The sequence below is a fragment of the Nocardia canadensis genome, from assembly GCF_032656385.1.
GTDB lineage: Bacteria > Actinomycetota > Actinomycetes > Mycobacteriales > Mycobacteriaceae > Nocardia > Nocardia canadensis.
The window spans coordinates 459,257-484,248 of sequence record NZ_JAVCWB010000010.1; the positions used below are offsets into that span (position 1 = coordinate 459,257).

Here is a 24,992-nt window from a genome sequence, read left to right on the forward strand (position 1 = left end):
TCATGTGGTTTAGCACACGTCCAGCTACCGCCCCCAGGGAAGCGCCACTAAGCGTCCCAGGTGATTACGCCTGCGAAATAGGCTCCGGCAGCGTCACGGGTTTCCATGACGGCCTTCCCTTTTCGAACTCGCCGATGACGTCGGCCCGCCGCAGCGTGAGGCCGATGTCGTCCAAACCCTCCAGCAGACGCCACCGGGTGTAGTCGTCAATATCGAACGGCAACACGACGGTTCCCGCCGTCACGGTGCGCGCGGTCAGGTCGACAACCAATTCGAGGCCGGGCTGTTCCTCGATCAGCTTCCACAGCATTTCGACATCGTTCTGTGACATCTGCGCGGCCAACAGGCCGCCCTTCCCCGCATTCCCGCGGAAGATGTCGGCGAAACGCGACGAGATGACCACCCGAAAGCCGTAGTCCGACAGCGCCCACACGGCGTGCTCCCGGGAGGACCCGGTACCGAAATCCGGCCCGGCCACCAGCACGCTGCCGTGGCTGTACGGCTCGGTGTTCAGAATGAAGTCCGGATCGGCCCGCCAACCGGCGAACAAGCCGTCCTCGAAACCAGTGCGGGTCACCCGCTTCAGGTAAACGGCCGGGATGATCTGGTCGGTGTCGACATTGGACCGGCGCAGCGGGACCCCGATGCCTTTGTGAACAGTGAAGGCTTCCATAACGATTCTCCTTCGATCGTGGTGGTCGGGGCGCTCAGGCCAGATCGGCGGGCGAGGACAGGGTGCCGCGGACCGCCGTGGCGGCCGCGACCAGGGGCGAGACCAGGTGCGTACGGCCACCCTTGCCCTGCCTGCCTTCGAAATTGCGGTTCGACGTCGACGCGCAGCGCTGGCCCGGCTCGAGCTGATCGGGATTCATGCCCAGGCACATCGAGCAGCCCGCCTGGCGCCATTCCGCGCCGGCGGCGGTGAAAATCTCGCCGAGTCCTTCTTTTTCCGCCTGGACGCGCACCTTCATCGAGCCGGGAACGACCAGCATTCGCACGCCGTCGGCCACGTGGCGGCCCTTCAGCACATCGGCGACGGCCCGCAAATCCTCGATCCGGCCGTTGGTGCAGGAACCGACGAAAACGGTGTCGACGGTGACCTCACGCAGCGGCATTCCCGGCGTCAGGTCCATGTAGCGCAAGGCCTTCTCGGCGGCCTCGCGCTCGCTCTCATCGGCGATCTGGGCCGGATCCGGCACGTTCGCGCCCAGCGGCAGGCCCTGACCGGGGTTGGTGCCCCAGGTGACGAACGGGGTCAGCTGGTTCGCGTCGATGTGGACCTCGGCGTCGAAAACCGCGCCCTCGTCGGTCTTCAGCGCCTCCCAGGCGGCCACCGCGGCGTCCCAGTCGGCGCCCTGGGGCGCGTGCGGGCGGCCCTTCAGGAATTCGTAGGTCACCGCGTCCGGGGCGATCATGCCCGCGCGGGCACCCGCCTCGATGGACATGTTGCAGATGGTCATCCGCGCTTCCATCGACAGCTTGCGGATCGCCTCGCCGCGGTACTCCAGCACATAGCCCTGACCGCCGCCGGTGCCGATCTGGGCGATTACGGCCAGGATCAGGTCCTTGCTCGTGACGCCGGGCGCCAATTCCCCGTCGACGGTGATGGCCATGGTCTTGAACGGGCGCAGCGACAGCGTCTGGGTGGCCAGCACGTGCTCGACCTCGCTGGTGCCGATGCCCATCGCCAGCGCGCCGAACGCGCCGTGCGTGGAGGTGTGACTGTCACCGCAGACCACGGTCATGCCCGGCTGGGTCAGGCCGAGCTGCGGGCCGACCACGTGCACGATGCCCTGCTCGACGTCGCCCATCGGGTGCAGGCGCACGCCGAACTCGGCGCAGTTGCGCCGCAGCGTCTCGACCTGGGTGCGCGAGATCGGGTCGGCGATCGGCTTGTCGATGTCGACGGTGGGGACGTTGTGGTCCTCGGTCGCGATGGTGAGATCGGGCCTGCGCACCGGACGGCCCGCCGCGCGGAGCCCGTCGAAGGCCTGCGGGCTGGTCACCTCGTGCACGAGGTGCAGATCGATGTAGATCAGGTCGGGTTCGCGGGAGGAACCTTCGCCTTCGCCAGGGACGACGACGTGCTGTTCCCACACCTTCTCGGCCAGTGTGCGGGCGCGCTCGGCCATTGCTTGATCACCTTTCGACGGACATACTTGGAATCTCAAGATATGAGACGTTAGTATCGTTCTATGAGACAGCATAGCGGTATCGGGGTCCTCGACAAAGCCGTGGCGGTGCTCTACGCCGTCGCGGACGAGCCATGCGGTCTCAACGACCTGTGCACCCGCACCGGCCTGCCCCGCGCCACGGCGCACCGGCTGGCGGTCGGGCTGGAGACGCACCGGCTGCTGGCACGTGACGGCAACGGGCTGTGGCGTCCCGGCCCCGCGCTCACCGAACTGTCGGCGGGGGCCGCCGATCCACTGGTGGAGGCCGCAGGGGCCATTCTGCCCCGGCTGCGGGAGATCACCGGCGAGAGCGTCCAGTTGTACTGCCGCGACGGCAACGCGCGCGTCTGCGTGGCCGCGCTGGAGCCGCCCGTCGGCCTGCGCGACACCGTGCCCGTCGGCTCCCGGCTCCCGCTCACCGCGGGCTCGGCGGCCAAGGTCCTGATGGCGTGGGCGGACCCGGAGCTCCAACGCACCGTCCTGGCCGACGCGGTGTTCGGCGATCGCGCGCTGGCCGAGGTCCGCAAGCGCGGCTGGGCGCAGAGTGCCGCCGAACGCGCGCAGGGCGTGGCGAGCGTCTCGGCGCCGGTGCGTGACGCGGCGGGCGTCGTGGTGGCCGCGGTGTCGGTGTCGGGCCCGATCGATCGGATGGGCAGGCGGCCGGGCGCGCGCTGGGCGGCCGATCTGGTCGCCGCCGCCGAGGCGCTGCACAAGCGGCTGTGAACGAAGAAGACCCCCGGTCGAATTCGACCGGGGGTCTTTCTTTGTAGCCCCGACGGGATTTGAACCCGCGCTACCGCCTTGAGAGGGCGGCGTCCTAGGCCGCTAGACGACGGGGCCAGGACGATCTCACCGAAGTGAAATCTTGCTGGGGTACCAGGACTCGAACCTAGAATGGCTGAACCAGAATCAGCTGTGTTGCCAATTACACCATACCCCAAGGATGGAAACGCTCGGCCTCCGTCTCACCGGCTGGTTGTCGGTGTTGCGAGGCCGTGTTCCGCGGCGAGGAGAAGATTACCAAACACAGTGGGGTAAACTACAAATCGCCTGGTCAGAAGCCCATTTTCAGCTGTTTTGACCCTTCCGGGGCGGTGCGGACACCGCCCCGGAACGCACTCACTGCGCGGCGGGCACCCAGCCACGGGCGGCGCGGAGCCGGTCGAGCGAGACCGCGCGGCCGAGCAGCTCCATCGACTCGTAGAGCGGCGGGCTGATGTGCGAGCCCGTCACCGCGACGCGCACCGGCGCGAACGCCTTGCGCGGCTTGAGCCCCAGATCGTCGATCAGCGCCTTCTTCAGGGCCTCTTCCAGGGCCGGGGTGGTCCACTCGGCCAGCGGCTCCACGGCGGCGATGGCGGCCTCGAGCACGGGGTCGGCCTCGGCGCCGAGATTCTTGGCGCCGGCGGCCTGGTCGATCGCGAACTCCTCGGGCGCCACGAACAGGAATTTCAGCAGGTCCCAGGCGTCGCCGAGCACGACGATGCGGGTCTGCACCAGTTCGGCCGCGGCGAGGAAGGTCTTCTCGTCGATTTCGGCGCCGATATGGCCCTGCGCGGTCAGGAACTCCCGCAAACGGTGGCCGAAATCACCCGGCTCGAGCAAACGAATCTGCTCGGCATTGATCGCGTCGGCTTTCTTCTGGTCGAATCGGGCCGGATTGGAATTGACCGTCGAAATGTCGAACGCGGCCACCATCTCGGCCATGGAGAACACGTCGCGGTCCTCGGCGATACTCCAGCCGAGCAGGGCCAGGTAATTCAGCAAACCCTCGGGGACGAATCCCCGATCCCGGTGGACGAACAGATTCGATTCCGGGTCGCGCTTGGACAGCTTCTTGTTGCCCTGACCCATCACGAACGGCAGATGACCGAACTCCGGGGTGAACTCCGCGACCCCGATACGCTGCAGCGCCGCGTACAACGCGAGCTGGCGCGGGGTCGAGGACAGCAGATCCTCACCGCGCAGCACATGGGTGATCTTCATCAGCGCGTCGTCGACCGGATTCACCAGCGTGTAGAGCGGATCACCGCTACCGCGGGTGAGCGCGAAATCGGGCACCGTGCCGGCTTTGAACGTGGTTTCCCCGCGCACCAGATCGTTCCAGCTGAGATCTTCGTCGGGCATCCGCAGCCGGATCACCGCGGGCCTGCCCTCGGCCTTGTAGGCCGCGATCTGCTCGGCGGTGAGGTCGCGATCGAAGTTGTCGTAGCCCAGTTTCGGGTCGCGACCGGCCGCGCGATGGCGCGCCTCGACCTCGTCCGGGGTGGAGAAGGACTCGTAGGCCTCGCCCGCCTCGACCAGCTTGCGCACGACCTCGAGGTGCTGATCGCGGCGCAGCGACTGCCGGTACGGCTCGTAGGGGCCGCCGACCTCGGGGCCCTCGTCCCAGGTCAGGCCCAGCCAGCGCAGCGCGTCCAGGATCGCCCGGTAGGACTCCTCGGAATCGCGTGCGGCGTCGGTGTCCTCGATGCGGAAGACGAAGCTGCCGCCGTGGTGGCGCGCGTACGCCCAGTTGAACAGTGCCGTGCGGATCAGGCCGACGTGCGGCGTGCCGGTCGGCGACGGGCAGAAACGGACCCGTACTTCAGTCATGACTCTCTCTCCGCGGTATCAGCGCTTGGTGGCAACAGGATTGGTGAGGGTGCCGATGCCCTCGACGGTGACCGACACGTTCTGCCCGGCCCGCAGCGGGCCGACGCCTTCCGGTGTGCCGGTGAGGATCACGTCACCGGGCAGCAGGGTCATCACGGTCGACACCCATTCGATGATCTTGGGGATGTCGTGCAGGAACAGCGACGTGCGGCTGCGCTGGCGGACCTCACCCTCGACCTCGGTGACGATCTCCAGATCGCTTGGATCGATGGCGGTTTCGATCCACGGGCCGAGCGGGCAGAACGTGTCGTAGCCCTTGCCCCTGGTCCACTGCCCGTCGTGGCGCTGCTGGTCACGGGCGGTGACATCGTTGGCGACGGTGTAGCCCAGGATGACCTCGGCGGCCTTGGCGGCGGGCACATCCTTACACGGACGGCCGATCACCACGGCCAGCTCGCCCTCGTAGTCGACCTGGGAAGAGCTGGGCGGCAGGATGATCGGGGCGTTCGGGCCGACGATCGCGGTGTTTGGCTTCAGGAAGATGACCGGATCGGCGGGCGCCTCGCCGCCCATCTCGGCCGCGTGCGCGGCGTAGTTCTTGCCGACGCAGATCACCTTGCTCGCCAGAATCGGGGCCAGCAGGCGGACATCGGCCAGCGGCCAGCTCCGGCCGGTGAACGTCGGCGAACCGAACGGGTGTTCGGCGATCTCCTTGGCGGTGGCATCGCTGCCGTCACCTTCGATGCTGACGAACGCGACTCCATCGGGACTGGCAACTCGACCTAAGCGCATGCCCCGGAGTCTATCGAGACACGCCCACCTGCCCGAACGCGCCCGGGATGCGGCACAGCGGCGGTCATGCGCCCGCGCTCGGAATGCGGGAAAGCTCACACCACTGTGATTCGAAGGCGCTGCCCGCCTACGACATTCGCCACCCGCGCCGGGGCCGCCGATTGTGATCTGTCAGACACCGAAGCGGAGGGCGCCATTCAACGGTCACGGGTGTACCGTGAGTCCAGATGTTCACCACATGAGACATCCATCTCAAATATTGAGATGCAATAGTGCAACCCGGCGAGGTGAGAATCGTGACAGAGGTGCGGCCGACGGTCGAGACGACCAGGATGAGCGACGGCAGACGCTGGCTGATGCTCGCCCTCGGCGTCTTCGCGCAGACCTCGAGTTCGATCTTCATCCACGGCACCCCGTTCCTGCTGCCCGCGCTGACGGCCCGGGGAGATTCGCTGGCCGCCGCCGGTGCGCTGGTCGCCCTGCCGACCGTCGGCCTGGTGTGCACGCTGATCGCGTGGGGCTATGTCGTCGACCGGATCGGTGAGCGGATCGTGCTGGTGGCGGGCACGGCGCTGATGTTCGTGGCCGGCGTCGCCGCCGCGGTGGTGGACGATCCGATCGCCTTCGGCGCGCTGCTGTTCCTGGGCGGCGTCGGCGCGGCCAGCTCCAACGGCGCGAGCGGACGGGTGATCGTCGGCTGGTTCCCGCCGGACCGGCGCGGCCTGGCCATGGGCATCCGCCAGACCGCGCAGCCGCTGGGCGTCGGCCTGGCCGCGCTGAGCATCCCGTGGGTCGCCGCGCACCACGGCATCCCCGCCGCACTGCTGGTGCCCGCGCTGATGGCCGGCATCGCCGCGCTCGGCTGTCTGGTCGGCATCGTCGACCCGCCGCGCCCGCCCGCCGAGGCAGCCGACCGCGCCAACCCCTACCGTGGCGATTCCACCCTGTGGCGCATCCACGCCGTATCGATCCTGCTGGTCGTCCCGCAGGCGACCCTGTGGACCTTCGCCCTGCTGTGGCTGCACCGCGACCTGGGCTGGTCGCTGGCGGCCGCGGGCGCGCTGATGACGGCCACCCAATTCCTGGGCGCCGCCGGGCGGATCGGCGCGGGCGCCTGGTCCGACCGGGTCGGCAGCAGGCTGGGCCCGTTGCGCCGGGTGGCCGTCGCGGCCGTCGTCGTGATGGCCGCGCTGACCGTCACCGCCTGGACCGACTGGTGGTGGGCGGCCGTCCCGCTGATGGTCGCCGCCTCGGTGATCTCGGTGTCGGACAACGGCCTGGCCTTCACCGCCGTCGCCGAGATCGCGGGCCCATTCTGGAGCGGTCGCGGCCTGGGCGTCCAGAACACCGGCCAGAACCTCGCCATCGCCGCTGTCCCACCGGTCTTCGGCCTCCTGATCACCGCCACCGGCTTCCCCGCCGCTTTCGCCGTAGCCGCCATCGCCGCCGCCGCGGCCGTTCCCCTGGTCCCGCGGGTCACCGGAAAGTAGCTGTGCCGCAGCATTTTTCACGAAATCGAAATATGCTGCGGCACAACATAACAGCGAATGTCCACCCAACGCGAAGGCCCGCCCCGCAAAACCGGGACGGGCCTTCGGTCGTTGCTGTCCTCAGACGATGGCGGCGATCCGGTCGCCGACCTCGACGGTGGAGGCGGTCCCGGTGCGCGAGGCCAGGTCCTTGGCGACGGCGGACTCGATGCGGGCCGCGCCCTCGGTGTTGCCGAGGTGGGTGAGCAGCAGCGAGACCGACAGGATCGCGGCGGTCGGGTCGGCCTTGGACTGGCCCGCGATGTCGGGGGCACTGCCGTGGACCGGCTCGAACATCGACGGGTTGACACCCGAGGCATCGATGTTGCCCGAGGCGGCCAGGCCGATGCCACCGCTGACGGCGGCGGCCAGGTCGGTGATGATGTCGCCGAACAGGTTGTCGGTGACGATCACGTCGAAGCGGCCCGGATCGGTCACCATGTGGATGGTGGCGGCATCGATGTGCTGGTAGGCGGTCTGCACCTCGGGGAACTCGGCGGCGACCTCGTTCACGGTGCGCTGCCACAGCGACCCGGCGAAGGTGAGCACATTGTTCTTGTGCACCAGGGTCAGGTGCTTGCGGCGCGCCTGCGCGGTCGCGAAGGCGTAGCGCACGACACGCTCGATGCCGAAGCGGGTGTTGGTCGAGACCTCGGTCGCGACCTCGTGCGGAGTCTCGACGCGGATCGCGCCGCCGGTGCCGGTGTAGGGGCCCTCGGTGCCCTCACGTACGACCACGAAGTCGATGTCGGGGTTACCGGCCAACGGGCTGGTGACACCCGGGTACAGCCGCGACGGGCGCAGGTTCACGTGGTGGTCGAGCGCGAAGCGGGTCTTGAGCAGCAGACCGCGCTCGAGCACACCGCTGGGGACCGACGGGTCCCCGATCGCGCCGAGCAGGATCGCGTCGTGCTGCTTGAGCTCGGGCAGCACCGACTCCGGCAGGATCTCGCCGGTGCGGTGGTAGCGTGCGGCGCCCAGGTCGTACTCGGTCTTCTCGACACCGGGCACCACCACGTCGAGCACCTTCAGCGCCTCGGCGATGACCTCGGGCCCGATGCCGTCACCGGCGATGACTGCAAGCTTCATGAGTTTCCGACTCCAATCAGAACGATGACGGTCATCCGTCGAACATCGCCACGCTACGCGGCGTCCCTGCCCCTGCTCCCCCGCACCGGGCGCGGTGGGGCAATCCCGCCCCGCCCCACGCAACCCGCACGACTCAACCTCGAGGAAGGTCCCGCCGCGCAGCGGCGCGTCGCGGCCGTCCCGCCGATCAGCGGCAGTTGCGCAAGCGACGAAGGAGCAAGCAACTGCCGCTGATCGGCGGGACCGAGAGGCCGCGACCTCGAGCGCGCCAGCGCTCCAACAAACACAGTCCGCGGCCTCGAGCGCGCCAGCGCTCCGATTATTCAGGCCAGGTCGACCAGGACGACCTTGGCGGCGCCGACGGCCTCGGCGATCGCGGACTGCACCTCGGCGGGCACCTCGCGGTTGACGCGCAGCACCACGGTGGCGCCCTCGGCGTCGACGTCCTGGCTCAGCTGCGCGGCCAGGATGTCGATCTCGGCCTCGCCCAGCTTGGTGCCGATCTTGCCCAGCGCGCCCGGCTTGTCGCCGTAGTTCAGCACGGCCAGGTTCAGGCCCTCGGCGCGCATGTCGTAGTTGCGGCCGTTGATGTTGACGATCTTCTCGACCAGGTTCGGCTCGGTCAGCGTGCCGGCCACGTTCAGGGTCGAGCCGTCGCCGAACACGGCGCGCAGGTCGACGACGCTGCGGTGGTTCGGGCTCTCGGTGGCCGTGGTGACCTCGGCGGTGATGCCGCGCTCCTTGGCCAGCGCCGGGGCGTTGACGAAGGTGACCTGGTCCTCGACCAGCGCCGAGAACACCCCGCGCAGCGCGGACAGCTCCAGCACGGCCACATCCTGCGAGGCCAGCTCGCCGCGCACCTGCACCTCGACGCTGACGGGCAGCTCATTGGCGATGGCGCCGAGCAGCGCGCCCTGCTTGCGCACGACATCCAGCCACGGCGCGACGACATCGTTGACCGCGCCACCGGTGACGTTCACCGCACCCGGCACGAACTCACCGGCCAGCGCCAGCAGCACCGACTTGGCGACATCGGTGCCTGCGCGGTCCTGGGCCTCGGCGGTGGAGGCACCCAGGTGCGGGGTCACGACGACCTCGGGCAGGTCGAACAGCGGGCTGTCGGTGCACGGCTCGGTCTCGAACACGTCCAGGCCGGCGGCGCGCACATGGCCCGACTTGATGGCGTCGGCCAGCGCCTGCTCGTCGATCAGGCCACCGCGGGCGGCGTTGACGATGATGACGCCCGGCTTGGTCTTGGCCAGCGTCTCGGCGTTGAGCATGCCCTTGGTCTCGGGCGTCTTCGGCAGGTGGATGGAGATGAAGTCGGCGCGCTCGAGCACCTCTTCCAGGCTCAGCAGCTCGATGCCCAGCTGGGCGGCGCGCGCGGGCGAGGTGTAGGGGTCGTAGGCGACGATCTTGGTCTCGAACGCCGCCAGACGCTGCGCGAACAGCTGGCCGATGCGGCCGAGGCCGATGACGCCGACGGTCTTGCCGAGGATCTCGACGCCGTTGAACTTGCTGCGCTTCCAGGTCTTCTCACGCAGGGTCGCGTCGGCCGCCGGGATCTGGCGGGCGGCGGCGAGCAGCAGGGTGACGGCGTGCTCGGCGGCGGTGTGGATGTTGGAGGTCGGCGCGTTGACGACCATCACGCCACGCTCGGTGGCGGCGGGCACGTCGACGTTGTCGAGGCCGACGCCGGCGCGGGCGACGATCTGGAGCTTCTTGCCCGCCTCGAGCACCTCGGCGTCGACAGTGGTGGCGGAGCGCACGAGCAGCGCGTCGGCCTCGGGGACCGCGGCGAGCAGCGCCGGGCGGTCGGGGCCGTCGACCCAGCGAACCTCGACACCGTCACCGAGCGCGTCGACGGTCGACTGGGCGAGCTTGTCGGCGATCAGAACTACAGGACGGCCTGCTTGGCTCACTGTGGGGTACTCCTGGGGAAGAAAGGGGGTCGGCAGTTACCGCCGACCAGAATAGTCGCCGGGGTTCGGATGCCCTTACCCCCCTGCCAAAAACCGGGTGAACCCTGGGCGTCGCCCCGCCTACCATCACGCCATGTCCTTGCGCACCGTCCCCGACTCGATGGATCCGGCCGTCGTGGCCGCCGTCGACGCCGAGCTCGACCGGGTGGCGGCCGAGCACGGCGTAGCGATCCGCCTGGCCATCGAAAGCGGCAGCCGGGCTTGGGGTTTCCCCTCACCGGACTCCGACTACGACTGCCGTTTCGTCTACGTGGCGAGCCTCGAGACCTATCTGTCGCCGTGGACGACCCGCGATGTCATCGAGACCCCGCTGGTGGGACTGCTGGACGTGAACGGCTGGGACCTGGCCAAGGCCCTGCGCCTGCTGGTGCGGGGCAACGCGGTGCTGGTGGAGTGGCTGATGTCACCCATCGTCTATCGCGGCGACGAGGCGTTTCGCGCCCGGCTGCGCGAGGTGGCCCACCAGGTGGCCGATCGCGACCGGATCGCCCGGCACTATCTGCACCTGGGCGCGCGCCAGTGGGCGCTGTTCGAGCGCAACGGCGGCTTGAAGAAGGTGTTCTACTCGCTGCACCCGGCGATGGCGCTGCGCTGGCTGCGTGAGCACCCCGGCGCGGCGGTGGCGCCGATGCACCTGCCGACGCTGCTGGCCGAGTGCGCTCTGCCCGCCGACCTGGTCGCCGCGATCGGCGAGCTGACCGCGCTCAAGTCCAGGACCAGGGAGATGGGGTCGGGCGAGCCGCCGCGCCTGATCACCGATTTCATCACCGCCGAGTTCGGGGTGGCGACCGCGGAGTTCGTCGCGCGCGGGCCGCGGGACCTGACGGCGGCGCGCGCCGTGACCGACGAGTTCTTCCGGGCGGAGGCGTTGGCCCCCAGATAGCAGAAACTCCGCACCTACTGGTGCGGAGCTTCACGTTCGTACGCTGGTCAAGCGCAGAATCAGAGGACGCGGACGTCCTGAGCCTGCGGGCCCTTCTGACCCTGACCGATCTCGAACTCCACACGCTGACCCTCGTCGAGGGAGCGGAAGCCCGAGCCGCTAACAGCCGAGTAGTGCACGAAGACGTCGGGTCCGCCGCCGTCCTGTGCGATGAAGCCGAAGCCCTTCTCGCTGTTGAACCACTTCACAATGCCCTGAGCCATTTCAAAACCTTCTGTAGACGAGCCAGGTCCTAATAGTCCGGTCCCGGTCTCGGCTTCAACAATGCCATGATCCGACGAATTCCTCCACACTCGAGCTCGCGGACTGTGAGGAACCCAACCCCCCGATGCTGCCACCTGGTGCTGTCACACAGCGGGCGCGGCGGGCAACGAAGCGGATGCTCGGCGTATGCCGAGGCAGTTGCGGCACGGATGCCGGATTTGCTGGGAAGCACCGAGCAAACCGACTGGCACGGTTCACCATCGACATCTCTACGGCACGGTGACGTATCACCGTCAGCAACCCTAGACATTTTCGAGAAACCCAGTACGGCAAATTTTCTACCAGCGTATTTTCCGAGATCGTGAGGGATCGCACACCTCGCGGAGAAATCACGCAAGGAGTAGACAGTGCTGGACATCAACCATTTCACCTACGGCTGGGTAACCCCGCTGCTGGCGTATCTCATGTCGGTCCTCGGGTCGATGCTGGCACTGCGTTGCATGGTTCGCTCGCGCGCTTCCGGTACTCACGGCGGCTGGCTCACCGCGGCCGCGATCGCCCTCGGTGGGACCGGAATCTGGGTCATGCATTTCATCGCGATGCTCGGGTTTTCCGTCCACGGCGCGACCATCCGCTACAACGTCCCGATCACCTTGTTCAGCGCCGCCGTCGCGATGGGAGTGGTGTGGCTCGGACTGTCCATCGTGGTGCGGCGCAGCTGGGACAGCGCGGCTCTCCCGGTGGGCGGGACGATCACCGGACTCGGGGTCGGCGCGATGCACTATTCCGGCATGTACGCGATGAAGACCGACATCGAGATCGTTTACGACCCGTTCGTGGTGGCCGTGTCGATGGTCATCGCCGTCGTCGCCGCCACCGCCGCGCTCTGGTTCGCGCTGCACGTCCACGGCATCGTCGCCACCATCGGCGCCGCCCTGCTGATGGGCGTCGCCGTCTGCGGCATGCACTACACCGGCATGTTCTCGATGAGCGCGCACACCAGCGCCCACGTCGCCCACGCCACCGGCGCCACCGCGACCCAGCTGCTCACCCCGCTGATCATCGGCATCAGCATGGTCACCATGATCCTGCTCATGCAGGTCGGCATCACCGAGGCCGAGGACCCCAACCTGGCCCGGCCCGTGCACGGTCAGCGCGCGAGCCGGTTCTGGCCGAGCGGCCAGAACTAGGCCGAATCTGCCGTACCCCGGGGAGACACTCCGGCTCAGCGCCCGGCCGCTGATCGTCAGCGCGGTCGTCTCGCCGGCCGCGACCACACGGCGATCTATGCCGTCGGGGTCACTAGACGACCCGCACGTGCTGTGCTTCCGGTCCGCGCCGGGTCTCCCTGACCCCGAATTCCACCCGCTGACCCGCCCGTAGCGTGCGGAACCCCGCACCGACCAGCTCGGTGTATTCCACGAACACCTCGGGCCCGCCCGCGTCGGGGGTGATGAACCCGAATCCCTTACCGCTGTCGAACCAGCTCACAACGCCGTTCGGCATCGACCGACCTTCCGAATCATTTACCTGACATGCAGATTCGTTCATCGTCGCATGCCTGGGTCCGGCACCGGCAGCAGGGCGGCGGCGACCGGCGGCACCACCGGGCAGGTGACCGGTCCGCGACACGACGGCGGCGGACCTCACGTGCGCCCGCGCGCGCATCGGCCCTGGATAGACTCCCTCGCAGGTCCGCCCGGACCCAGCCGGTCGCGAGAACGGAGATTCGGTGCACGCCCCCATCGCGCGACGCCCGAAGAGCCCGCGACCACCCGTGCGGGCCGCCCGATGACCCGGCGGCCCAACGCCACCGAGCTGCGGACCGCTGCCGAAGCGGTCACGGTGTTCGTGGCCGCCGCGGTCGCCGTCCTCGCCATCATGCTGCCGATCAGCTTCGCCGCTCTGGCCGAATCGCGCCACGTCGACCTGCTGGTGTTCAACATCCCGCGCGCGATGACCGGCGGCGCGTTCGTCGCGGTCATCACCGCCGCGGTCATCGTCGCCGTCGGCAGCGTGCGCACGGCCCGGTGGACGGCACTGGTCGCGCTCGCGGGAATCCTGCTCAGTCATCTGGTCCTGGCCCGCAATGCCGACAGTACGCATTTCACCGGCTTGTCCCTGCCGACCCTGAACTTCGTCGACGCCCTCCTGGCCGGAATGGCGGTGGGCGCCTTGGCCGTCGCGGTCTGGCCCGCCCCGCTGTTGCGCGGGGTGTACCTGTTCGCCGTGCCCGCCGCCACCGTGCTCGGTGACCTCACCGAGGCGCCCACCGACGAGACCTCGGCCGGTTTCGACGGCGTCCTCGCCGGCACCCTGCCGCTGTGGTTCATCGCGGCCACCGTCCTGGCCCTCGGCTACTTCGCGGCGACGACCACCGCCTCGCCGCGCCCGGTCCTCGACACCGCGATCCCGTTGGCGCCCGTGTTCGCCGCCGTCATCGCCTTCTCGGCGATCCTGGCGGCGTCGCTGGCGGTGGCCGTGCGCGAGATCACCGTCCCGTACGTGCTCGTCGGCGCGATCGTCGTCGTGGCGGCCGCGACGACGGCCGCGCTGATCCTGCCCGACCGCGACGGCGTCCTGCTGCTGTTGATGACCACGTTCGCCGTGGCGGGCAGCCTCGTCATCACCCTGCCCCGCTCGGGCCTGGTCGACGTGGGCACCATGATCGCTCTCGGCGCCGGGCTGCTGGTCGGTCTGCGCGCACCGCGCGCGATCCTCGCCGCGGCCACCGTGGTCGCGCTGTCGGTATTCGTGCTGGCCACCGACCTGCTCGACCCGCCGGCGGCCCTCAACGCCGCCGTCGGCTGTCTGGCGCTGGGCGCGGTGTGCGGATACTGCGTCGGCTCGGCGGTCCCCGGGAGTCCCACCTCCGCCGTCGTCGGCCTGTCGATCCTGTTCGTGCCCTCACTCGGAGTCGCGTTGAGCGACGACGAATTCGGCCACCTCGCCTACTCCTCGTCGTGGTACCGCACCGCCGACGTCGACCGCGGTCCGATCCCCGCGACGGCCTCGATCGGCATCGCGCTCGCCTGCACCGCCGCGATCGCGCTGATCCAGCGCCGCCGACCAGCCGCCTAGTCCCAGCCCAACTCGGAGAACACCCGCCCGGCCAGCGCCGCCCGCACCCCGACCTCGCAGTATTCGACGATCTCCGCCGGGAGCTGTGCCGGATCGAACCACCGCAGCTCCGAACACTTCTCCGGTTCCCGATTGACAACCTCCCCACGCCAGCGCCGCACGACGAAGAACATCTGCACCCGCTCGTCGCTGTGCAGCACATGCGCGAATGCCACATCCCCGGCGTCGATCTCGACGCCCACCTCTTCGCGCGCCTCCCGGATCAACCCCGCCACCGCCGACTCCCCCGCCTCGAGATGCCCCGCGGGCACATGGAACAACCCGTCCCCGAAGCCGGTAGCGAGCCTGCGCCCCAACAACACCCGCCCGTCACCGTCGAGCAGCACCAGATGAACGCCGACGAGTACCCGATACTTGTCCACGAATTCACCCTACCGAGATACCGAGACCGCCCCTGTTGCAGCCGAATTCGGGGTACAACCGGTACATGAGTTTCCCGGTGACCTTCGGGTTCGCCCAGATCGGCCTGCTCGCCCTGCTCGCACTCGCCGTAGCCCTGCTCGTCTCCGCCGCCCTCGCGGCCCGCCGCCGCGGCGGCCTCAAGACCATCCTGGGCCGTGGCGCCCCCGGCCTGGCCCTGCTCCTCGTCGCCACCCTCCTGCTCTGGATCGCCACCCTCCTCCAGACCTACCTGGGCCTGACCGGCGAGATCACCGCCGCCCACGTCACCGCGAAACCCGTTGCCGGACAGTCCGACCAACTCGACATCGAACTGACCCTCTTCGACGACGACGGCGCCGTCGACACCCGCACCACCCACCGCGTCGAAGGCAACCTCTGGGCCCTGCAAGCCAACATCGTCGAACTCCACCCCTGGGTCAACGCCCTCGGCTTCCACTCCGGCTACAAGATCACCCGCCTCTACGGCCAGCGCCTCGACGGCAAAGCCACCCACCAGGACCACATCATGCTCAACGGCAGCGACCGAGACTTCTTCGAAGACATGAACACCGGCACCTGGTACACCTCCCCCTTCGTCAAATCCGCCTACGGCAACGCCGTCATCGCCACCCCCGGCGAATACGACGTCCTCATCTCCCACGACGCCATCAAGGTCCGCGCGACGAATTGATTCCGCGACCGGCGATCACCAACTCACAATCCGCTCCACGGCCCCGAACACGTCCTTGAGATGCGGAGAATCCTGAGGAAGTCCGGCCAGTTTGACCTTCTGATAGCCCAGAACGTCTGCCGACGACACCTGCTCGGACTGGGTCAACCGCATCTCGTCGCGGTATCGCTCGAACCAATCCTGTTTCGCAGCCTTGCCGTCGGTACCCGAAGGTACATAGCCCAATGCTTCGCTGAGCAACGATTCGGGAGTGGTACCAGGCAAGAAGTCCAAATGGTCGTTCGCCCAAAAGATGCACGTACGCACCGCTTTGCACTTGTTGCGGTTGTTCCGATCATTGTCAGAACCGTGATCGATCGGCAGATCGGGCACGGCCTCGTGGAAGGTCGACTTCCAGATCGCTTTCAGGGCATCGAAGTTGTCTCCCGCCGCACCGACAGCCCTGGCGACGTCGAGCGCCGAACCTCGTCCCGGAACCCGTTGGTCCCCATCCAACAGAATGCCGATCTCCGACATGTCGGACATTGCGAAGCTCGCCAGCGCGGTCTTGACGATGCCGCCCGAACCACCGGGGAAGGGCACGATCTCCAGCGTGTCCAGCTTCGTCGGCGCGTGTACGCGCAGTGCGGCCCGTACCAATTCAGCAGCCAGGTCGTCTTCGACCAGAATCTTCCGACGTGAGTTGAACACGGTCTGTCCCAGATGCGCGAACGCTTCGGTCGGCGAGCAGGCGTCGGCAATCTTCACCACCCGGTTCGACTTCGAGTCGAACGCCAGCACCTTGATCGCCGCGGGCGGCAGATCGGCGACCAGAATCGGCGAGTGAGTGGCAATAACGACCTGATGTCCCTTCGCCAAGGTCTCCGATTTGATGAACTCCATCAGCGCTGCCTGCGCCCCCGGATGCAGCGAAACCTCCGGCTCGTCGAGCAGGATCAGTGACCCTTCCGGTGCGCGCTTGATCGCATCCACCAACCTGACGACGGCGTACTCGCCACTGCCCGCGTGTGCCTCGGAATACACCGATCGACCAGCGTTGGACATACCCGTGGTGGCGTCACCGACGTGCAGTCGGACAGTGAAGCCCTGCGGCCCGAAGAACTTGTGCTCGAGCATATCGACACGCCGTAGCGGCTTTCCCAGGATGCGGGCGGCTGCCTGAACCGATGGCTCGTCCAGTTCACGAACCCTCGCCACCAGCTTCTTCTGGTGCGTGGTCGGGACGGAATCACCGCGCAGCGCACGCGCGACCAGAGCCGAGTTCAGGATCACCCGGAACCGCCGCTGCGACGGTTCCGAAACCCACCGGTCGAGCGGACTGTGGTGAATGTACTTGTCGAAGGCGCTGATCTCCGACCGAAAGTCGAGGTACACCACGTTCTTTCGGATCAGATTCCAACGGTCACGGTTGGCCGACACCATCGTGTCGAAACCGACCGCGGGTACATCCGCCATGTTGTCGACGTCGACACGTTTGGTGGGCTCCCAGTAGTCGGGATCCCGCTTCCCCGTGAGCTTCGCGGGGACCTTCGACCGATACGGCTTGTTTCCTCGATACTTGCGGCACTCCGCCCGCGTCCCGCTGTTGTCGAACACGTACTTGTAGATGAATCGGTGCGATGCCCGGCCCCTGCCACCAGCATCGATGTCGTCCACCTCGGTCGAGAACCAGAACTCCGCGAGACTTCTACCCTCCGGCGCCGACGACAGGGCCCGCAGGATGGAGCTCTTGTTGGTCCCGTTCGGGCCGATCAATGCCGTGATGGGCCATGGGAAGTTCAAGGTGAGATCGGCGGCAAGGGCTTTGTACATCGGAAATCGAATCTCTTCGATGTAGGGCAAGAACCTTGTGCCCCCGTCGAACGCCGAAGTCAAGGATTGATTCAGGTCTCGCTTCTGGCCGCCGGAGCCCATCGTGCACAACACCTTTCACAAGAGGCGCGGTCGGACTGCGCCGTTCCATCACAACGTGGAGAACAGAGGTGAGTCAGACCGGGAGAGCCTCCGCGAGTCGGCGGCCCTCCCGATGCCTCTCACCGAATTGTCACCGACCGGTGGTCGCCGGTGTCGCGAAAACCAGTGCGGCCCGGGCATCGGCGTCACTCGCCGAGAGTGACCCTCGTGCGGTCAGATACCCGACGACGGTTTCCCTGGCGATCTCGAGCAGTTCCTCGTCCAGCGCGTAGTCATCGAGCGCTTCGAACACGACGAACGGCGCCAGCCTGAGCAGGCGCTTCAGGAAGTCTCGAAGGATGTCACGCTCGGCCAAGCCTGCGAGATTCATCTGTTTCCACACCCGCAGAATCGATTTGATCAGGTGCGGGCTGCCGCCGAGAGCAGCGCGGCGCGCGTAGATCTGATCGAAGGCCGCTTCACCGAGAACGTGGAGGGCAGCGTAGGGGTCGGCGTCGGTCGGGGCGTAGACCAACTGCGCACGCCACCACATACGCCCGAAGACGTGACGGGTGAGGTCCGAGGCGAGCACGCGATCGCCCGGCGGCTTGGGGTAGCGCCAGTGCGCGACGTCGGGAAGGACGATCAGGGCCAGGAAGGCCCAGACGTCGCCCGACGCCGCCTCCGCGGGGGAAATGCGCATTTCCCGGTGCAGTGCGACCGCCAACCGCAGGTCGAAGGCGGTCTTCTGTTTGGCATCCGGAAGCTCCGGAAATCCGGATTCCTTTGCCAGGTCGACGACCATGTCCCGGAGTATCTGCAGCTTCTCGGGTTCCACCCGAGTACCCCCGGTGGCGACGAACACCGCCGTCTCGTCGGTGAGCGCCCACGCACTGTTCAGGTCGAGGGCACTGCGTTCCTTGTATTCCGCGGCGAGGAGTTTGGCCCGGTGCCGCAACAACCTCGGATACAGCAGCGTCATACGACCCCCTCGAAGATCTTGACCGCCGCCTGAAGCTGGGATGCGAACAGATTCGGCGATTCCTGGGCGGCCAGCCGGACATCGGTGATCGATCGTCCGGGGAACAAGCGCCCGAAGAGTTCTTGTAGCGTAGCGCCCAGCGTTTCATCGAGATACGTTGCGTCATCATCGAAATCGCTGATCCGAAGAGCATGGTCGACCATCGTCCGGGCCACATCCGCGTACAGCATCGACAGCGCCATCTTATCTTGGAGACGCGGATTCCCCGCCCGCTGCAGAGCTTCGGCGATCAGCGTCTTCTTCTCGTTGACCAGCAGGAGCAGCGACCCCATCGTGGCCACGTCGAGATTCGAACCGATCTCGAGGTGCCACGCGGCATCCCCCGGATAGTTGGTGCGCGCGAAATCCACGATCGCGATGGGGAACTGAGGCGCATCTCCCTGCAGACGAATCTGACTGCGATCACTCCACAGGACTGACCCACCCCGCCGCGGAGCAACCGGCCGGTCGGTGCCGCGCCTGCGGTGCGCCAGAACCAGGGAGGTATCCAGTGTCAGTACCCCACCGAGATCCGCTCCGACGAGTTCGGCTCGCAGCTCGATCTCGCCGTGCGCGGGAACGACGACACGCGAAACCACGCCGCGAAGTTTGGACCCTGTCGATGTCCACACCGCGGCCAAAGCCAACTCGGTGCCGGGAGCCAAGGTCGCCTCGGCCAGGGCCCGATCGATATCGACGTGGATTACTCTCCGCAACGACAGATTCGTCTGATAGTCCCAATGCGGCAGGTGGTCGGGAAGCGACATCTCGTCACCGTCGATGGACAGCAACCACGCGCCGGCACGAACCACGTTCGACGACGGCTTCTTGTACGGCAGGACGCGATTCGCCATCAGGCGACCGCCTCGGTGTACAGCACGATGTCGGTCATCGTGTCCGCCGCGGGCTTGACGACCGCCTTCCACACACTGCCGTCGCCACCCTCGATGACGTAGGTTGGGGTTTGATGTACCTCGCCCTGAGGGTCTTCCCAACCGACGAGGCCGGGCATCTCCGCACCGGCCGGCGGGTCCATCTCCAGGCCTCCGTCGCTGTTGAGGGCGACTGCCACGTCCGCGCTCACCCGCTGCGGAACGGCCACGGGCAATGTGAACCGTTGCACGACCACCCCGTGCCCCCAGAGCTCTGCCGGTTCCGGCTCACCGACGTACTCGATCTTGGGACGCCGTCGGCGCGGCGCCGGCTGAGCCGATCGTCCCCCGGCCTCGCTGAAGTCGCTGCCGAAAGAGGGCTGCCCGTCGGCACCCAAACCATTCGGTACCGATGGTGAACCCGGGGCATCCCCGTTGCCGGAGTCGACCGGCTCAGGTCGTCGACCACTGGGTCGTCGAGCAGGCGCGGCGCGTGGCGGTGGCGCGGTCTCGCCCGGTCTGCCGTAGTCGGTCGCCGATCCCACACCCCACGCTCCACCGACGAGGGGGGACAGCCGGTCGCTCGCGGCACCCAACGACACCTGGGCGACCTCGACGCCGCTGCTGCCACGAGGCCCGATGACCGCGTCGATCTCCTCCTTCATCCGCACGAACGTCATCTTCACGAACGAGTGCTCCGGGTGGTCGAGCGACTGATAGTTCCAGTTGTCGTGTGTCGGCGGCTCTGCCGCTGCGTAGGCGTCGTCGAGTTCTCGGTCCGCGCGGAAGACTCCCGCGTACGCCGAGTACTCACTGCCCGGCTTCGGCCCAGCCCAGTAGGTGACCACCAACTCTGCCGGACGCATCAGGCACACGTGGTGGACCATCCCGGTATCGAATCCCGCCATGTGCTCGGCGTTGCTCGGTTCGAAGCGCTGGGCGATCGTCTGATGCATCCCGAACCGGCCGAGGAGCTTCTTCGGCCGACGGCAATGCAACTCCGTGGCCTCGCGGCTGAGCATCTTTCGATAGGCCGCGACGAAGAGTTTGAGTGTCTTCATCCTGGCCGGGTCGGGGACGGGATAGTCGATGCCGTCACAGGTCACCGTGAACCGCATCGGCGGTGTGCCGTCGGCATCGGGAATCATCTTCGGCCACAGCTGGTAGACGATTGTTTCGGCGAGGTATCGAGCGACAGCCGACGGTTCGCTGTTGTCGAGATTCGGATCGAGAATCGAGATGGTCGTTCCGGTCTCGGTGTCGCCGAAGGGTCGAAGACCCAGTTTGCGCGCCATAGTGTCGGCTTCCGCGCCGACGAGCGGCTCGATCACCTCGCCCGATCCGTCGCCCCACCAGTGTCGCCCGGTGTAGCGACGTTCGCGACCGTCTTCCACCGCGTCATAGCTCTTCCACAGCGCCGCACCCATCAATCGAGTCTCGTAGCGGCCCTCGTATTCACACCGGGTATGGACCAGAATCGTGCCAGCGTTCGATACCAGGTAGAGGATGCCTTTGCCGAATCCGTAGGTGCCGCCGCCCAGTGCCTGATCGCGCGGCTCACCGATATTGCGCAGGAAGGCGACGAAATCACGCCCTCGGTCGGTGACGGCGTCTGCTCGAGTCGGTCCGCCGAGCCCACGGGTCCCGCGGTCGGAGATGGACAGGACCCGAATAGTCGGCTGTTGCAGCGACTCCCGCAGCGGCAGGCGCTGTTTCGCCGGCGCCCGGCGCAGTAGATTCTCCCGCCAGGCCGGAGCGTCCGCGGCACTGATCGTCTGCAGGTCGATGCGGTAGTCCACCGGGATGCCATCGCCTCGACGAGCATCCCAACTGTTCTGGGCCGACTCCCGGACCAGGATCGTCAGATGGTCCAGCTCGGGTTTTCCGAGCTGATTTCGAATTCCCTCGGCCGCGCTGGCCCCTTCGGGCGGGAACGGCTGAGATACCCACGCGGGCGCTGTCATCGGGATTCCTCGAGCATCAACGTGATGTGCCGCTCCACATCATCGGCGTCCATCGGCGCGGGCACCTCTCCCGATAGATCTATCGTGTAGTCGACATTGCGGACATTGGTCGAGACCGCCGCGGCTGCCAGGTCGACAGTCGTCAGCCGCGGGAACGCGATATCGACGTTGTACCAACGTTGCTCATCGATCGAGAACCGCACGTGCGCATAGTGATCGTTGTCCGCGGCGCGGTAGCCGACGGTGGCGAGGAGAGAGAGCACCTCGCTTTCGTCATCGGCGAGATCGAGCACCCGCTTGACCAGTTCCACGATTCCGATGCCGTCATGCGCACTCGATTCCAGCCGGAACCACACGAGACCGAGCGCACCATCCACCGGCGGCTCCAACTGATCCAGACCGTGAATTCTGACTTCGCGGCCATCGTGCCCCGTGGACACCTTGACCTCGACAGCGCCCAAGTCGGTGGCGAAATCGTGGCGGTAACCCGATGGACCCCTCCACAGCCGACTTGCGCCGCCATCCCGCTCGAGCAGCCGTTCCAAGACGATCAGCTCACCGAAGAGCCCCGCGATCTGCTGTGGGCCGAGGGGTGGTCCGGGATTGAGAAACAATGCGCGCCATCGGTCGAGCGTGCGGTGGAGCACCTTCACGGGATTCTCCGGCGCCTGTTCGGTCGCGACGAGGATCTCGGCGCACAGCGTGGTGAAGATGTCGTTCAGATCGGGACGCAGACAGGCCAGATCGGCGTAGTCGTGAAAGCTGCCGTCGTTCTCCAGTATTCGCTTGCTCAGACGCAAGACGGGACCGTTGAGGCCACGGCGCACATTCTGATACGCACCGATCGGGACGAGCAGATGCCGGTGACCGGCGTTGTCCACAGCCACCGCCAAGGATCCGGCGACGGTCACTACCGGCAATTCGGCGAGAGTGACGACGGAGTCCTCGGTCCGTGGCCGTCGGAGCAATCCGCGCCACTGCTCGTCGAGAACCTCCTTCACCCGGTTCGACATCAGAGCTCCTCGGATTCGAGGGCGCTGAAATCCTCCTCCTCGATCTCTACCCCGGACAGGTCCGCAGAGATGTAGTCGGCTTCCCACGCGACGGTGCTGTCGTCGTCGGTCGGTGTCGGGAACACCAGACCGACGCCGATGACGTGCTCCGGCGCGTTCAATGCCTGTCGCCGAGTCTTCGACGGCTCCGGCTCGGAGGTCTTGTCGATCGGATACAGCACCAGCAATCCGGCATCGGGGTGCTGCGCCTTCCGCGCCTTGGCGATGTCTTCCTCGGTTGTGCTCGAGGTGATGCCGTCGAGGTCGATCCCGGCGTCCCGGCGGCTCATCAACGTCTTGATATCCGTATGGTCCGACGTCGCGGCGAACTGCGATCGGATGATCCTGCCGACGCCGATCCCCGGGGCGAAGTCGAACAGGTCCGCGTCGTCGACCGCGGGCTTACCGACTACGGCGATGTTCCACCGCCGCAACGTGCCCGCGTTGCGGATCCGCTTCTCTATGTAGCCGATCATCAGATCGGCATCGCACTCCTGTGACTTCTCGTGGAACTGATACTCGCGCAGGAAGTTCATGACCGTCTCACTGGGAACGTCACGGATGAGGTAGCGGCCGTCCGCGCCGTTTCCCTCGACCTGGCCGAATCGACCGGCAGCAGTCACGAGCGCGCGGGCCGCGGATTGGTTCCGGAGCAACCAGTCCGATTCCTTGCGGAAGTACCGGGTCTGGACACGCTGGCCGCCATAGGACGAGAACGCCGACACCGCGTCCTTCATCTTCGCGGCGGCGGTGACTCGCAGCGAGGGATGGGTACGCAGCCGCACCGCGAAGGTCATCGGCGTCTTGCCCTCGGTCATGTAGACGTCGATGTCGCGGCGCATCTCGGTCTCGACGGTGGCGAGGTGGCGGAACCAGTCTTCGAGTTCGGCGGTCATCCAGATACGAGGGAGATCGGCGTAGCCCGTGCGATAGCCGAACCACCGGCCCATCTGGAGCAGGGTGTCGTAGGTCGACACGGCCCGGACGAAGTAGCTGACGGACAACCCCTCCAACGTCAGACCTCGCGACAACGTGTTACCACCCACGGCGATCGCCACCACGGGGCCGTTCTCGTAGTCGAGGCGGTCGGTGCTTTCCGAGTTGTCCATCACGACACGGCAGTCACGGAGCACTCCGGGCAGCTCGGCGGCCAATTCGTCGAAGGAAACCGGCTTCTCGTCGAACGCGACAGCGGGCACCCGCGAGGTCTCCTCGTCCCACAACGCACGCATCTCACGCAGTAGAGCCGCGTCCGACAGATTGCGTCCGGTCGCCGCGCGCAACGCCAGCAGCGGGTCGCGGAAGCTGTTGTGTACCGCGGTCCGCACGCTGGTGTGAATCAGCATGGTGGAGTGTGGGTTTCCGCTGCCACGCACCCGACGCGCGGCCGTCGTCATCCAGAAGTACATCACCGCGCGCCGCAGCGTGGCGGTGATCGACGGGTAGAAGTCCTCGGCGTCCGCTCGCGTCTTGGGGCGGACCAGCTCGACATCGTCGTCGGGAACATTGCGGATCATGTCGTAGCCGTCGTCGACCTCGGCAGGATCCTCACCGTCGAGGGCATACCGACCGAACAGCACCTCGGTGCCGAAATGGCCATCGGGTTTGGGCAGATTCACGATGAAGTGCTCGGGGTACAGGTCATCCGCGGAGGGGTCGATGAGCAAGTTCGCGAACGGTGACGCGGTGTAGCCCACGTAAGCCGATTTCGGCAAGGTGTTGAGAATCTGCCGGATCAGAGGGTTGATCGACTTCGTCGCCACCGTCGCCTGATCGGCCTCGTCGTCGATGATGAGGGCTGGGCAGTCAGCCAGGTAGTCGGAAGCATCGCCCAACCACTTCACCAGCTTCCGCAACACCGTGGCGTTCTTCTTCACGACGCAGAGAACGTGGGTCTTGTTCGACTTGCCGAAGAAACTCGCGGGATTGGCGGTGGGGCTGAAGTCACGATCGAGGTCGGTGATCTGGGTCCACAGCGTCGGGTTGGGTTCGACCAGCTGCTGGATGAGGCGCGCCTGAGTCTGCCGACGAAGGCCGTTGTGGATACCGGCCAACACGATGAACAGCTTGTAGCCCCGGTCGGCGGCCTTCGCCATCACCGCGGTGAAGTTCGTGGTCTTGCCCGACTGTACGTACCCGACCACGAGTCCCCGTGTGGAGAACGCGTTCTTTCGCGGGTGTTGCAGCAACGACACGATCCGGGTGGACGAATCGTCGAGGCTGTCGATGGCCGGGTCTTGCGGCCAGCCCTGCCTGATGAGGTCGTCCTGGATCGCGGGCCACAGTCGGTCGTCGGGATGCGGTCCCGCATACCAGGTTTCGTAATTGTCGATCACCACGGAGTGCGGTTCGCGCATCTCCTTGATCCGCACCATGTCCTGGTCGTAGCGGTCCATGATCCGCTTGATCACGTCTTCCGAGGCGAACAGCCTGAGCTTCTTGATGGCTTCAGCCGGAGTGTCCTTGTCCAGGAAGGTCTTGAACACGTCGTACTGGCCATCGATCAGATCACTCATCGGCTACTCCCACCTGCGCAGATCCCCTTAGTCGACGCTGGGAGGTTTGACTCCCCCACGTTGGGGGTAACAATATCGGCTCGATCCGACTAGTTCCGGTCAAGCGGGATAGTTGTTACCCGGTCGATGTGGGCTATCGGCGGGCAACAGCGG

General features: G+C 66.8%; 21 protein-coding genes and 2 tRNA genes. 6 read left to right on the forward strand and 17 right to left on the reverse strand.

All coding sequences use genetic code 11. The features are described 5' to 3' along the window. Positions 1–64: 64 nt before the first annotated feature. Entirely contained in the window at positions 65–673 is a 609-nt protein-coding gene (gene leuD / locus Q7X29_RS25780; protein WP_218719239.1) for a 3-isopropylmalate dehydratase small subunit, read from the reverse strand. A gap of 34 nt (positions 674–707) precedes the next feature. After that, positions 708–2,132 (reverse strand): 3-isopropylmalate dehydratase large subunit, encoded by a 1,425-nt coding sequence (leuC, locus tag Q7X29_RS25785; protein WP_316575614.1) that lies wholly within the window; start codon positions 2,130–2,132, stop codon positions 708–710. Positions 2,133–2,195: 63 nt separating this feature from the next. On the opposite strand from leuC, the gene Q7X29_RS25790 reads away from it, so the two are divergent. Beyond that, complete coding sequence (locus tag Q7X29_RS25790) at positions 2,196–2,897, forward strand: IclR family transcriptional regulator (RefSeq protein ID WP_218719237.1); 702 nt, start codon at positions 2,196–2,198, stop codon at positions 2,895–2,897. Between the two features lie 44 nt (positions 2,898–2,941). Here Q7X29_RS25790 and Q7X29_RS25795 read toward each other — a convergent pair. The 4 genes from Q7X29_RS25795 to Q7X29_RS25810 all read right to left on the reverse strand — a co-directional run bounded on the left by Q7X29_RS25795 (position 2,942) and on the right by Q7X29_RS25810 (position 5,561). Next, a tRNA-Glu gene (locus Q7X29_RS25795) sits at positions 2,942–3,014 on the reverse strand. Positions 3,015–3,042: 28 nt separating this feature from the next. Continuing rightward, positions 3,043–3,114, reverse strand: a tRNA-Gln gene (locus Q7X29_RS25800). A gap of 179 nt (positions 3,115–3,293) precedes the next feature. After that, entirely contained in the window at positions 3,294–4,769 is a 1,476-nt protein-coding gene (gene gltX, locus Q7X29_RS25805) for a glutamate--tRNA ligase (protein WP_316575615.1), read from the reverse strand. A gap of 18 nt (positions 4,770–4,787) precedes the next feature. Then, positions 4,788–5,561, reverse strand: coding sequence for a fumarylacetoacetate hydrolase family protein (locus tag Q7X29_RS25810; protein ID WP_218719235.1), 774 nt, complete (start codon positions 5,559–5,561; stop codon positions 4,788–4,790). Between the two features lie 332 nt (positions 5,562–5,893). On the opposite strand from Q7X29_RS25810, the gene Q7X29_RS25815 reads away from it, so the two are divergent. Next, positions 5,894–7,051 (forward strand): MFS transporter, encoded by a 1,158-nt coding sequence (locus Q7X29_RS25815; RefSeq protein ID WP_218719283.1) that lies wholly within the window; start codon positions 5,894–5,896, stop codon positions 7,049–7,051. A gap of 120 nt (positions 7,052–7,171) precedes the next feature. Here the strand turns inward: Q7X29_RS25815 and Q7X29_RS25820 are convergent, their stop codons facing one another. After that, positions 7,172–8,179 carry a 3-isopropylmalate dehydrogenase gene (locus Q7X29_RS25820; protein ID WP_218719234.1) on the reverse strand — a complete coding sequence of 336 codons (1,008 nt, stop codon included), beginning with the start codon at positions 8,177–8,179 and terminating at the stop codon, positions 7,172–7,174. Between the two features lie 323 nt (positions 8,180–8,502). After that, complete coding sequence (gene serA / locus Q7X29_RS25825) at positions 8,503–10,101, reverse strand: phosphoglycerate dehydrogenase (protein WP_218719233.1); 1,599 nt, start codon at positions 10,099–10,101, stop codon at positions 8,503–8,505. Between the two features lie 133 nt (positions 10,102–10,234). Between serA and Q7X29_RS25830 the strand changes: the two genes are divergently transcribed. Beyond that, positions 10,235–11,044 (forward strand): nucleotidyltransferase domain-containing protein, encoded by an 810-nt coding sequence (locus tag Q7X29_RS25830; RefSeq protein WP_316575616.1) that lies wholly within the window; start codon positions 10,235–10,237, stop codon positions 11,042–11,044. A gap of 59 nt (positions 11,045–11,103) precedes the next feature. Here the strand turns inward: Q7X29_RS25830 and Q7X29_RS25835 are convergent, their stop codons facing one another. Further along, entirely contained in the window at positions 11,104–11,307 is a 204-nt protein-coding gene (locus Q7X29_RS25835; protein WP_014987157.1) for a cold-shock protein, read from the reverse strand. Positions 11,308–11,715: 408 nt separating this feature from the next. On the opposite strand from Q7X29_RS25835, the gene Q7X29_RS25840 reads away from it, so the two are divergent. Continuing rightward, on the forward strand, positions 11,716–12,498 hold the full coding sequence (locus tag Q7X29_RS25840; RefSeq protein ID WP_218719231.1) for an MHYT domain-containing protein: 783 nt from the start codon (positions 11,716–11,718) through the stop codon (positions 12,496–12,498). 112 nt (positions 12,499–12,610) lie between these two features. Here Q7X29_RS25840 and Q7X29_RS25845 read toward each other — a convergent pair whose 3' ends face one another. Further along, on the reverse strand, positions 12,611–12,814 hold the full coding sequence (locus Q7X29_RS25845; RefSeq protein ID WP_218719230.1) for a cold-shock protein: 204 nt from the start codon (positions 12,812–12,814) through the stop codon (positions 12,611–12,613). A gap of 285 nt (positions 12,815–13,099) precedes the next feature. Here Q7X29_RS25845 and Q7X29_RS25850 point away from each other — a divergent pair, with 285 nt between their 5' ends. Then, positions 13,100–14,389 (forward strand): hypothetical protein, encoded by a 1,290-nt coding sequence (locus tag Q7X29_RS25850; RefSeq protein WP_316575617.1) that lies wholly within the window; start codon positions 13,100–13,102, stop codon positions 14,387–14,389. Here the strand turns inward: Q7X29_RS25850 and Q7X29_RS25855 are convergent. After that, positions 14,386–14,811: an NUDIX hydrolase gene (locus Q7X29_RS25855; protein WP_316575618.1), complete on the reverse strand. Its 426-nt coding sequence runs from the start codon at positions 14,809–14,811 to the stop codon at positions 14,386–14,388. The genes Q7X29_RS25850 and Q7X29_RS25855 overlap by 4 nt on opposite strands. 65 nt (positions 14,812–14,876) lie before the next feature. On the opposite strand from Q7X29_RS25855, the gene Q7X29_RS25860 reads away from it, so the two are divergent. Then, positions 14,877–15,521 (forward strand): hypothetical protein, encoded by a 645-nt coding sequence (locus Q7X29_RS25860; RefSeq protein ID WP_316575619.1) that lies wholly within the window; start codon positions 14,877–14,879, stop codon positions 15,519–15,521. Between the two features lie 15 nt (positions 15,522–15,536). Here the strand turns inward: Q7X29_RS25860 and Q7X29_RS25865 are convergent, their stop codons facing one another. The 6 genes from Q7X29_RS25865 to Q7X29_RS25890 all read right to left on the reverse strand — a co-directional run bounded on the left by Q7X29_RS25865 (position 15,537) and on the right by Q7X29_RS25890 (position 24,839). Further along, positions 15,537–17,435 carry an ATP-binding protein gene (locus Q7X29_RS25865; RefSeq protein WP_316575620.1) on the reverse strand — a complete coding sequence of 633 codons (1,899 nt, stop codon included), beginning with the start codon at positions 17,433–17,435 and terminating at the stop codon, positions 15,537–15,539. Between the two features lie 130 nt (positions 17,436–17,565). After that, positions 17,566–18,219, reverse strand: a complete 654-nt coding sequence (locus Q7X29_RS25870; RefSeq protein WP_316575621.1) for a DUF6339 family protein — start codon at positions 18,217–18,219, stop codon at positions 17,566–17,568. 173 nt (positions 18,220–18,392) lie between these two features. Continuing rightward, positions 18,393–19,289, reverse strand: a complete 897-nt coding sequence (locus Q7X29_RS25875; RefSeq protein WP_218719224.1) for a hypothetical protein — start codon at positions 19,287–19,289, stop codon at positions 18,393–18,395. Then, positions 19,289–21,271 carry a hypothetical protein gene (locus Q7X29_RS25880; protein ID WP_316575622.1) on the reverse strand — a complete coding sequence of 661 codons (1,983 nt, stop codon included), beginning with the start codon at positions 21,269–21,271 and terminating at the stop codon, positions 19,289–19,291. Before Q7X29_RS25880 ends, Q7X29_RS25875 begins: the two co-directional genes overlap by 1 nt. Next, the gene (locus Q7X29_RS25885) at positions 21,268–22,284 is read right to left on the reverse strand and encodes a PD-(D/E)XK motif protein (RefSeq protein WP_316575623.1); all 1,017 of its coding nucleotides are present in this window, start codon (positions 22,282–22,284) and stop codon (positions 21,268–21,270) included. The genes Q7X29_RS25880 and Q7X29_RS25885 overlap by 4 nt, the downstream gene beginning before the upstream one ends. Beyond that, entirely contained in the window at positions 22,284–24,839 is a 2,556-nt protein-coding gene (locus tag Q7X29_RS25890; RefSeq protein WP_316575624.1) for a Z1 domain-containing protein, read from the reverse strand. The genes Q7X29_RS25885 and Q7X29_RS25890 overlap by 1 nt, the downstream gene beginning before the upstream one ends. Between the last annotated feature and the right edge of the window lie 153 nt (positions 24,840–24,992).